The following is an 11,973-nucleotide window of genomic DNA, read 5'->3' on the forward strand; positions in this document are numbered from 1 at the left end:
TCCACAAGTCCCTTACTTGCAAGGGATATTTTGATGATGAATGTTAAATTTAATCTCAGTGACCTACTTTCTGTCCCTGTATTTTAGCTGATTTCAATGCAGCCTTGTATTCTTTCGGGAATACTTTTACGAAGTGACGCAGTTGGTTTTCCCAATCTTTCAGGATAAACTTCGCTACGGTACTGTTCGTGTAGGCGTGGTGTTTAGTAATCAGGTCCTGGAGCTGTGCTACATCTTCCTGATCCAACGGATCGAGGTCGATCATATCCCGGTTGCACTGGTTAGCGAAAGTACCTTTCACGTCGTATACGTAGGCAATACCCCCGCTCATACCGGCGCCGAAGTTGCGACCTGTTTCGCCCAGGATCACTGCCCGGCCTCCTGTCATGTATTCGCAACCATGATCGCCCACTCCTTCTACCACTACAGTAGCGCCGGAGTTACGTACGCAGAAGCGTTCGCCTGCTTTACCGCGGATATAGGCTTCCCCGGAGGTAGCGCCATAGAAGCAAACGTTGCCTGCTATGATATTTTCTTCTGCCTTGAATCCGGCTTCGCTCTGCGGATACAGGATCAGCTTGGAGCCAGAGAGCCCTTTACCGAAGTAGTCGTTAGCCTCTCCTTCCAGTTCCAGCGTCAATCCTTTGGTTGCAAAGGCGCCGAAGCTCTGGCCTGCAGATCCGATGAATTTAAAGTGCAGGGTATCTTCCGGTAATCCCTCGCTCTTGTAGCGTTTGGAGATTTCGTTAGACAGGATGGTACCGATGGTACGATCTGTATTTTTTACCGGATATTGCTGGAATACCCTTGTTTTCTTTTCCAGTGCCGGCTGTGCTGCTTTCAGCAGTTGCCAGTCTATTACTTCACTGATACCATGATCTTGTTCTTCCTGTTTGTACAGGCCGGTTTCGGCGGTAGCAGCTTCGTTAAATAATATTGGAGAAAGATCCAGTTTCTGTGATTTCCAGTTGGTGATATTATCACGCACCTTCAGGCAGTCTACCTGTCCCACCATTTCATTGATGGTCCGGAAGCCTAGTTCAGCCATGATTTCGCGGAGTTCTTCCACGAGGTAGGTGAAGAGGTTTACCACGTGTTGAGGATCGCCGCTGAAGCGTTTGCGCAGCTCTGGATCCTGGGTAGCTACCCCTACAGGGCAGGTATTCACGTGGCATTTACGCATCATGATACAACCTTCTACTACCAGGGCGGCAGTGGCAACGCCCCATTCTTCCGCACCCAGCAAGGTAGCGATGGCAATGTCGCGGCCGGTTTTCAGCTGGCCGTCTGTTTGCAATACTACGCGGCTGCGGAGTTTATTTTTTACCAGGGTTTGGTGTGTTTCTGCCAGACCAAGTTCCCATGGTAGCCCTGCGTGTTTGATAGAGCTGATCGGCGATGCACCGGTACCTCCATCGAAGCCGGATACCAGTACTACATCGGCATGTGCTTTGGCCACACCGGCGGCAATGGTGCCTACTCCTGCCTTAGATACCAGTTTTACACTGATACGGGCGGCGCGGTTCGCATTTTTCAGGTCGTAGATCAGCTGTGCCAGATCCTCGATAGAGTAAATATCGTGGTGAGGAGGCGGTGAAATGAGGCCCACACCTGGTGTAGAGTGCCTTACTTTCGCAATCCAGTCATCCACTTTGTGGCCGGGCAGCTGTCCGCCTTCACCGGGTTTTGCACCCTGGGCCATTTTAATCTGTAATTCGTCGGCATTGGTCAGATAGTAGCTGGTTACGCCAAAACGGGCGCTGGCCACCTGCTTGATAGCTGAGCGCATAGAGTCGCCGTTAGGCAACTGTTCATAGCGCAGCTCATCTTCCCCACCCTCTCCAGTATTGCTTTTTGCACCGATGCGGTTCATCGCAATAGCCAGCGTGGAGTGTGCTTCATGAGAAATAGAACCGAAGCTCATGGCTCCTGTAGCAAAGCGTTTGAAAATGCTTGCTGCCGGTTCTACTTCATCGATAGAAATAGAAGGGCGGGTAGGCTTGAACGAAAACAGGCTACGTAAAGTGGCGGCTTTTTCGCTCTGGTCATTTACCGCTTTAGAGTACTTTTTAAAGGCAGCATAATCGCCCATACGGGTGGCCAGCTGCAGGTAGTGAATAGTGGTCGGATTAAAGAGGTGGAATTCTCCTTTACGTTTCCACTGGTATACACCCCCTTCTGTTAAGCGCTGGATAGGTGTTTCCTTACGGCCATAGCCCATCCAGTGTTTTGCCAGTGTTTCACGGGCAATATCATCGAGGCCCAGACCCTGGATACGGGAAACAGCGCCGGTGAAGTATTTATCAACAGTTTGCTGATTGATACCCAGTATTTCAAAGATTTGTGCACCCTGGTATGACTGCAGGGTAGAGATACCCATCTTGGAGAATACTTTCAGGAGTCCATCGCATACTGCTTTGATGTAGTTCTTTTTCAGTTTATCAACATCCAGTGCGGTATCCAGCTTGTTGTTCAGCTTCATATCGCGGATGGTGCTGAGTGCCAGGTATGGGTTGATGGCGGTTACGCCGAAGCCCAACAGGCAAGCAAAGTGGTGTACTTCCCATACGTCGCCGGCTTCCACGATCAGTCCAACCTGGCCACGATAACCCTTGCGGATCAGGTGATGGTGAACAGCGGATGCAGCCAGCAGCGATGGCATCGCAGCATGTTCTGAGTCGATGGCGCGATCGGAAAGGATGATTACTTCGAAACCATCTTCCACGGCATCTACTGCATAACGGCAAAGACGAGCCAATCCTTTTTCCAGGGAGCCGGGTTTACCGTCTGCCTTGAAATAGGTATGTAAAGTTTTGGCCTGGAAAAGACCGGTATCGATACTACGTATTTTTTCCAGTTCGTGGTTGTTGAGGATCGGGTGACGCAAAGCCAGGCTATGGCAGTGCAGCGGATCTTCGTTCAACAGATTACCGTTGTTACCCACAAAAGTAGCCAGCGACATTACCAGTCTTTCCCTGATAGGATCGATCGGTGGGTTGGTTACCTGGGCAAACAATTGTTTGAAATAGTTGCAAAGGTGTTGTGGCTGGTTGCTCAATACAGCGAGTGGGGTATCTGTACCCATAGAGCCAACAGGTTCTTTCCCGTCGATGGCCATAGGAGCAATGATCTGATCCAGGTCTTCTGTGCTGTAGCCAAATGCGCGCTGGTATTTGAAGATTTGCTCATGTTCCAGGTGGCTAAAGGTAACCCTTGGTTCAGGCAGTTCTTCCAGGCGGATCTTATATTTATTCAGCCATTCGCCGTATGGTTGCTGGGAGCAGATTTGTTGCTTCAGCTCTTCGTCACCAATGATGCGGCCCTGTTCCATGTCTACGATAAACATTTTGCCAGGTTGCAGGCGGCCTTTTTCTTTTACATTTTTAGGATCAATCGGTAATACACCGGCTTCAGAAGCCATGATCACGCGATCGTCTTTAGTTACTACGAAGCGGCTGGGGCGTAAACCGTTACGATCCAGGGTAGCTCCGATAATTTTACCGTCAGTGAAGGAAATGGAGGCAGGACCATCCCAGGGCTCCATGAGAGAAGCGTGGTATTCATAGAACGCCTTCTTTTCTTCGCCCATGCTTTCATTACCGTCCCATGCTTCCGGAACCAGCATCATCATTACATGTGGCAGGGAGCGGCCGGTAAGGGTGAGCAGTTCTATTACATTGTCCAGGCAGGCAGAATCGGACTGGCCTTCTTCCACGATAGGAAGCAGCATTTCCATTTCTTCCGGGGTAAAATACTTGGACACAAAGTCCCTTTCTCCGGCGCGCAGCCAGTTGAGGTTACCTTTGAGTGTATTGATTTCACCGTTATGGGCAATATAGCGGTAAGGGTGCGCTAATCTCCAGCTAGGGAACGTATTGGTCGCAAACCGGGAGTGGATGAGGGCAAAGGCAGATACCATTTTCTCATCACTCAGGTCGGTATAATAATGACGTACCTGGTAGGTCGTCAGCTGACCTTTATATACAATTGTTTTATACGAGAGAGACGCAATATAAAACAGCGACTTTTCTTTCGGTACGGTATTACGCACTGTTTTAGACGCGTAATTGCGGAGCACAAATAATTTGCGCTCAAACATTTCAGGGTCACTGATATGATAAGGACAGGCAATAAATACCTGTTCAATTTCCGGTTCTACAGAAAGGGCGGTCTCACCGATGCCATCCGGACGTACCGGTACTTTGCGATAGCCAAGAATTTCAAGGCCCAGTTTCTCTGCGCTGCGCTGGAGAATCTCACGACATTCCTCGCGCCAGCGTGGTTCTTTCGGAAAGAAGACCATGCCTACACCGTATTTTCCAAATTCCGGCAGGCGGATACCCAGTTTCAGGCATTCGTCGTACAGAAACTCATGTGGCATTTGAAACAGTATTCCTGCACCATCTCCTGTGTTTTGCTCACAACCGCAGGCTCCGCGGTGTTCCATGTTTTCCAGCATGGTTAAAGCATCACGAATGATATGGTGAGATTTACGGCCTTTGATATGAGCTGTAAACCCTGTTCCGCAGGCATCATGTTCAAATTCCGGACGGTATAAACCTTGCGTTTGCTTCACTTCATCCATTTGGTTTAGATTTTTTGCTTTGGCACACTCTCTCCCCTATGACTTGCGCCGTGGGTGATGGTGTACGATATAATTCGGGAACGGTTTAAAGATACTAAAGGAATGCGGTATTTTTTATAAAAACTTTTGTTAGACGAATAAAATTTAGAAAAAGATAAAAAGATACCAGTAATTGTTAGAATAATTGAAAAAAATGAAAGGCCGGCGGAGGCAAATTGGGCCGTTTTGAGGAGGAATCTACGAGCAGAGCCATGTGGTTAAATAGGCTATTACGAGATATAATATTTTTAAGACCATCGGCTGAGATATATTATTTTAATATCTCCTGTTTAATGATTTATTATTTAATCCGTTATTTATATACTCATTTTTGTTGATTATTGTTTATATAAATATTATATATGGATAATGTTTTAAATCATTTTTATAAGCAACAGTAGTAAAAAGAAAAAGCTGAGGGCCAACCAATATTTGGTTGGCCCTCAGCCAGAAACGATTTATGATGAACAAGTTATAAACTGATCCACGGACCATAGCCATTGGCTTTTGTCCAGGTTCTTTGAATCAGGTTATCGCTAGGTCCTTTAACAAAGATATCCATCGACAGAGAATCAGGGGACGCTACAGCAGGTGCTGAATAAATACTGGCGCCAATAGACTGCCAACTTTTCCAGTTGTCGGCAACAAACCAATTGGTGGTAATAAGTTGGTGATTGTTTCCCAGGGCGAAAACATCTACATTGAAATTTCCTCTTGCAACGGCTGCTGGTGCAGAATAGATCGTGCCTCCAAGGCTCTGCCACACGGTTCTGTCAGACTCTTTTGTCCATATTCCCTGTAAAAGGTGGTTGCCTGCATCCTGGGCGTACATTTCAATAGAATTGGCATACCGGGAAGCACTGGTGGCTGCTGAAGATACCGTTGTCGCAAAATTTTGCCATTCATGCCACCCCTCTCCTTCTACATAATACCTGGTTTGCAAAACGTTATTTGCACCTTTTACGAGTACGTTGATAAAATTAGCTCCTCTGGAGGCAGCATTGGGAGCTGAATAAAAGGTACCACCAAGATCTGTCCATTGTTGGCTCCATCCTCCATTCGGCGTCCAGGTTTTAAAGATCAGGTTATTGTTGGCTCCTCTTGCGAAAACAGCAATATTGTTTTCATCACGGGAAGTTGCAGACGGGTCTGAGGTAAGCGTTCCGCCAAGATCTGTCCAGGCAGACCAGCCAGTAGCAGGTGTGTATACTTTCTCCAACAACGTATTGTTCTTACTTCTTACAAATAAGTACAGTTCTTTGGTTCCTTTCCTATACGTAGCAGTAGGAACATTGAAAATACCAGTTAAATTATTGTAGAAGTAATTTAGTGCAATAACATCATTTGGATTAAACGGATGATCTTCATTATTCAGGCAGCCGGACATCCAGCTGAAAGCCGCTCCGCTGGTAGGCGTTCCATCAATTTTGATGAGATCAGCCTGGGCATCACCTGCTTTAGCTATCTGTTTATAGGTGCAGTGGTAAAGATCATCTGTATAGGTAGTATGTCTTAATCCAATAGCATGAGCAATTTCATGGGCAATCAATGTAGCCAGCTTTTTTTCATCCAGGCTTCTTCCCAATGCAGTTACATCAAGGGTTATCGGACTGGAAGGATTTTTGGCAACAGCAGGATAAGCTGGAGTTAAGGCTTGCATGCCATCACCCAGTTTACCATCTTTAATTTCAATATCTGCATCTGAAGTATTGGCTACTTTTTTTAAGGTAATACTTAGACTAAGCGCGTTAAACCTGGCAATGGCAATATCTGCTGCATTGGAATAGGCAGCAGGTAAACCAGCTACAGACACATTGATTGTACGTGGTAGTGCTGTCAGTGTATATGACAGCTTGTATTGGTCGGCCTCAGCGATAGACAAAACAGTATAGCCTTGTTTACTTTCAAGATCTTTTTCGGTTAAAAAAAGATCTCCCTCTACTACATACCCTCCATTAAGTTTTTTTGCATTTAGCGTATCAAAACCCAACGCGTTGATTTTACTGATAGTGGAAGTGGATATTTTTTTGTCATCTTCCGGGTTAGTTGGGGTCTTAACACAGGCAGATAGGAAAATAGCACCTGCCGCGACGCAGGCGAGAAATTTAGTGCGTGAATTCATAGTTGAGATTTTTTGACAATCAATATGTTACAGTATAAGTGTTAGTATAGGAAACAATTACTGATCGGGTGATAACAATTTTATCAAAAGTAGCCAAAAAACGCGTACAAAAAAAAAGATATACGATTTAAACATCAACTTATCTACCTGCTTCTGCAAATGTGGTTGGATGACGATTTGCCTGGGCACGGGGTTAAAGCGCCCAGGCAAATGTGATTACGGCTCAAACAGGAAAGCGGTCTTCCCATTCTTTACCTGTACCCGTAAAGGTTCGCCCAACAGGCTCTCATTCTGCATCCTGTCGAGGGCAGTCACCACATAAGTATATGATTTCCCTTTTACATAGGTAAGATCTTTATATACCGGGTCGGGCATTTGGCCCAGGATAGCCAGAATTTTCGTGGGGTCGGTAACGTTAATTGGTTCATTTTGCTCAAAACGATATAGCACGTATTGTTTGGAGCGACCGGTGGTATCTTCATCCGTCCAATGTATTTCCAGTCCGCCACTGCGCTCAATGGCATCTGCAAAATAAGGCGCATCCGGGGTTTCTTTTGGCAGCCAGGGCATAATAGGACGCAATGCCGGGTATCTGTAAACACCTCTGCGCAGTGCATCTTCAATGCCGAGAGGATTGCCCCTGAAAGAAGCCGCGCTATAAAAAATACTTCCCTGTACGGTATTGAGCGTTCTGGCTTCTTCTATCTGGGCAGGTATTTCATTGGGATTTTTCCAGGCAGCATTGCTGTTGATGCGATATACGCCGTGACCGATGTACACCTGCCTGCCATAGCCATGCTGGCTCCACCAGTTGAGTAATATTTCATAATCCGCCAGCCGGTGGCCACGCTCCCAGTAAATTTGAGGAGCTACATAATCGATCCAGCCCTTCTTCAGCCATTTAAGGATATCAGCATATAAATCGTCGTAGTTGGTTTGACCGCCTTTGGTGTAGGAACCTTCAGGGTCTTTGTCTTTGTTACGCCAAACACCAAACGGGCTAACGCCAAATTTTACCCAGGGCTTTTCTGCCTTAATGGCAACACTCAGCATTTGTATGATAGCGTCTACATTGGCCCTGCGCCAATCGTCCTTCATCATATTGCCACCATATTGGCGATAGGAGTTGTTATCGGGAAATTCTTTTCCCGGAACACGATAAGGATAGAAGTAATCATCGAAGTGTACGGCATCAATATCATAGCGTTTCACCACATCACGGATAACTGCCGTTACATAGTCCCGCACCTCCGGGATACCCGGATCGAAATATTTTTTATTGTCGTAGGTCAGGAACCATTGGGGATGAAGCCGGGTAACATGGTTGGGTGCCACGCTGCTGCGGCTTACATTGAATACTGCACGATAGGGATTAAACCAGGCGTGGAACTCCATGCCCCGTTTATGCGTTTCTTCTACCATGAACTGCAAGGGATCATAATATGGATTGGGCGCCTGTCCCTGAACACCGGTGAGGTATTCCGACCAGGGTTCGTAAGGAGAAGCATAAAAGGCATCGGTAGCGGGACGAACCTGCACTACTACTGCATTCATACCATTGCGTTGTTGCTGATCCAGTATGGCAATGAATTCCTGTTTTTGTTGTTCTGTACTTAAGCCACGCCGGGAGGGCCAGTCAATATTTTCAACAGTGGCGATCCAAACTGCCCTTAATTCCCGCTTGGGAGGCAATTGCGCCCATGCCTGTTGCATCAGGACTACACACAAAATAGTCCCTGCTATAAATTGCTTCAACATCTGCCTTGCTTTTAACCTAAGATGCGAAAATAGCAAAAAGAGCGCCTGTTATAATATAAATATGTGATTCTTATGAAGATAGCGTTACTTACTCTTTTTCTGTCTTCACACGAAAGGCCCCAGGCTGGTAGTTTTCAGGCAGATACTCCAATGGAATGGTAGTGGTATTACCATCGCGGTGTGCCAGGTAATTGGGCGACATAATCTCAATACCTGCGGCATTGAAGCAATCCTGTATGTTGCGGTGCAGTTCGGAATAAAGCAGCGCCATCTGGTGGGGCCGGTCAGTATAGGCGTTGATCTCGTAGGCAACGGAGAAATCATTGAGGGCTGTTTGCAGCACAAAGGGCTGTTTTTCTCCCATAACGCCTTCAGTGGCCATAGCAGCCTTTATGAGCTGCTCGTGGACCTGTTTCCAGGGAACATCATAACCGATAGTCACAGTGGTATGTATGATGAGGCCCGGATCTTTGCTGGAGCTGGTAAAGTTGATGGTATGACCATTTAGTATGCTGGCGTTGGGTACCGTAATTTCTTCATTTTTAATGGTGCGCAACCGGGTCACCAGCAGGTTTTTCTCAATTACATCGCCGGTGATATCCCCTATTTTTACCCGGTCTCCTATTTTAAAAGGCCGCATGTAAGTGATCACGAAGCCTGCAATCACATTGGAAATCGCGGATGAGGAGCCCAGGGAAAAGAGAATGCCCAGAAAAACGGATACGCCCTGGAATATTTTAGAGTCCGACCCTGGCAGGTAAGGAAAGATGACTACGAACATAAAGGCGTACAGTAAGAATTTGATGCCACTCCCTGTAGGCCGGGCCCAGTCGGGGTAGAAGCCTTTGATGCTGAGGTTGCCGGAAGCAATTTCTTCTGCCAGGTAGTTGACTAGTTTTGCCAGGTATCTTGTGATAAAATAGATAACAACAATGGTGAGTAGTTTGGGGAGATATTGAAGAAAAGAATAGCCCGCTGACTTCACCGGGGCTAGTGTCCAATTGATAAGTTTATCAGCAATGCCTTTGGTCCAGGGGAAAATGCTGAACACAAAGGGTAAGGTAATGTAGAAGATGAACAGGATTAAAATAATCCGGATAACGCGCAGGGCGCTAAAAACGATCCCCATCTGCTTTTGCTGGTTCAGCAGGGCATAGTCTTTCACTTTTACGCCCTTGATGTAACGGTCTTTTTCCCGCACCACTTTAATGTGCAACCGTTTAAAGAGGCGGTTAATGCCGTATACGATGCCAGAAAATATTGCGATAATAAGGAGTAACCATCCAACCCGGATAAGGATGTTCTCCAGGCTGTTATTCTTCTTTTCCTGGAGTATCGCTTTCCGGATAGCGGCGGTATATTCGGTGGCCACCTGCATTTTGTCCTGGTTAAGCCATAGGGCGTCGTCGTCGGTAATGCTCAGGATAACGAGTTCATTATAGGTAACATCCACATTGCTTTCATTGGCTATGGCATTGAGGGTATCTGGGCTGAAGAAGGGATCGGCCGCGAGTTGTTGCAGTTTGTGGTTGGAGTTCTGGGCTCTTTCGCTGGGCTGTAGCGGGCCTAGCTTATTGTATACGAAAAAGAGGGTATCTCCGAAAGGGGCTACGGGAAAGCCACCGTGGCTGGCTTTTAGCCTGGCGATGCGCTGCAGGCTGGCTGCTTTTTTCAGTGAATCGGCCTGTTCAAAGGCGGCCAGCTTTTCCTGGAGGACTACTTTCCGCTGGTCATTGTCGTTGCTGATGAGCTGCAGTTGTTGTTCCAGCGCTTTTTTCTGCGTTTCGCCGGCTTTCTGCAAGGAGTCATTTTCCCGGAGCAGCCGGGTGGTCTGGGCCAGTTGCAGATCTGTAAGGGAGTCGCGGTAGGCCCGGCTGGTATCATGTTGTGCGATACAGGGCAATGTGGTATTGGTCAGCGCGAACGCAAGTAACAGGGTAAAAACAGCTCTCATTCCCGAAGCTTTTATTTAAAGTACGGAAATTTCCCCGGAGCTGCAGGGGATGCTTATAAAAATAAATGTAATTTATAGAGATTTAATCCTAATAGGATCATTCTATATTTTTCTCTTGCTATACTGGCTATAATCCGGCAAGCTGGCCTCATATTCCTGGTGCATCAGGGGAGACGTGAGGAGAAAGTCGGCAGAAGCACGATTGCTGGCCATGGGAATATTCCATACAACGCCTAAACGCAGCAGGGCCTTGATATCGGGGTCGTGCGGCAGTGCTTCCATGGGATCCCAGAAGAAAATGATCACATCCAGCTCTCCCGTAGCTACCAGGGCGCCAATTTGTTGGTCGCCGCCCAGAGGACCGCTCAGCAATTTACGCACAGATACATCCAGCGCCTGCTCTATCAGCTGACCGGTGGTACCGGTGGCATATAGTTCATGGCGACTCAATACTGTTTTGTTATAAACAGCCCACTCTATCAGCTCTGCCTTTTTGTGATCGTGCGCAATCAGGGCAATTCTTTTGCGTGCTTTTAAGATTTTCGTTGTTTGCATACTTCACAAAAGTAATAAGTGACAGGCAATAAATAAATGTAGAATTCTATCATATTATTTTGTTCCTTATCGGTAATTATATAAGAAAAAAAGCGTATAATTATGAGTGGCAAAGATATCAGGGATACCTATGCGCCAATTGTTTATTTCGATGGCCTACATTTGAACACATCCCTGAAATCTGCCCGAAAAAGATTACCTTTGCAGGAGTAAATCCGGATAAAAATGATTAAAACAGGAAATCCAATCATCAGCATATACACGGAAATGACGCCAAACCCAGAAACAATGAAGTTTGTGGCTAACAAACTGTTGTATCCTGGTAAAAGCATCGATTTCCCGGATGAAGCCAGTGCTAAACCATCTCCTTTAGCCATCGAGTTGTTTAGCTTCCCTTTTATCAAGGGAGTATTTATCATGGCTAACTTTATTACGCTTACTAAGACCAGCGAAACGGACTGGAATGATATCATACCCACGGTAAAAGCCTTCCTGAAAGAATACCTGGAAGACTCCCGCCCTGTTATCAACGAAGACGAAGTAGTAGTTACCAAGTCTGCCGCCAGCAACGAAGTAAGTGCTGATGATACCGATGTAGTAAAACGTATCAAGGAATTATTGGAAAATTATGTGAAACCGGCTGTTGAAATGGATGGTGGCGCCATTCAGTTCAAAGACTATGAAAACGGCACGGTGAAACTGATGTTACAAGGTTCCTGTTCAGGCTGTCCCTCTTCCATGATTACGCTGAAAGCCGGTATTGAAGGCATGATGAAGCGTATGATCCCAGAAGTGAAGGAAGTGGTGGCGGAAGCAGAATAAGCCATAGTTGAGTGAATGATAGTGTTAAACGAAAGCACAGTCTTTATGGCTGTGCTTTTTTTTAGCTGCTACCCCCGGGTATTTTAGCAATAGCTAAAAGGCCCGGATATAGAACATTGAACACTAAAAAAGCGAATA

Annotated in this window: 6 protein-coding genes; 1 reads left to right on the forward strand and 5 read right to left on the reverse strand. The window is 46.5% G+C overall.

Features of this window, described 5'->3' with window-relative positions; genetic code table 11:
• Positions 1–55 precede the first annotated feature (55 nt).
• The 5 genes from gltB to HGH91_RS10020 all read right to left on the reverse strand — a co-directional run bounded on the left by gltB (position 56) and on the right by HGH91_RS10020 (position 11,013).
• Positions 56–4,585 carry a glutamate synthase large subunit gene (gene gltB, locus HGH91_RS10000; RefSeq protein ID WP_168738313.1) on the reverse strand — a complete coding sequence of 1,510 codons (4,530 nt, stop codon included), beginning with the start codon at positions 4,583–4,585 and terminating at the stop codon, positions 56–58.
• Between the two features lie 511 nt (positions 4,586–5,096).
• Positions 5,097–6,746 (reverse strand): M57 family metalloprotease, encoded by a 1,650-nt coding sequence (locus HGH91_RS10005; protein WP_168738314.1) that lies wholly within the window; start codon positions 6,744–6,746, stop codon positions 5,097–5,099.
• A gap of 216 nt (positions 6,747–6,962) precedes the next feature.
• Entirely contained in the window at positions 6,963–8,504 is a 1,542-nt protein-coding gene (locus HGH91_RS10010; protein ID WP_168738315.1) for a glycoside hydrolase family 10 protein, read from the reverse strand.
• 88 nt (positions 8,505–8,592) lie between these two features.
• Complete coding sequence (locus HGH91_RS10015) at positions 8,593–10,458, reverse strand: mechanosensitive ion channel family protein (protein ID WP_168738316.1); 1,866 nt, start codon at positions 10,456–10,458, stop codon at positions 8,593–8,595.
• A gap of 102 nt (positions 10,459–10,560) precedes the next feature.
• The gene (locus tag HGH91_RS10020; protein ID WP_168738317.1) at positions 10,561–11,013 is read right to left on the reverse strand and encodes a methylglyoxal synthase; all 453 of its coding nucleotides are present in this window, start codon (positions 11,011–11,013) and stop codon (positions 10,561–10,563) included.
• A gap of 267 nt (positions 11,014–11,280) precedes the next feature.
• Between HGH91_RS10020 and HGH91_RS10025 the strand changes: the two genes are divergently transcribed.
• Positions 11,281–11,835, forward strand: coding sequence for a NifU family protein (locus tag HGH91_RS10025; RefSeq protein WP_262713370.1), 555 nt, complete (start codon positions 11,281–11,283; stop codon positions 11,833–11,835).
• Positions 11,836–11,973: the final 138 nt, after the last annotated feature.

This window comes from Chitinophaga eiseniae (assembly GCF_012641265.1).
GTDB classification, from domain to species: Bacteria; Bacteroidota; Bacteroidia; order Chitinophagales; family Chitinophagaceae; genus Chitinophaga; species Chitinophaga eiseniae_A.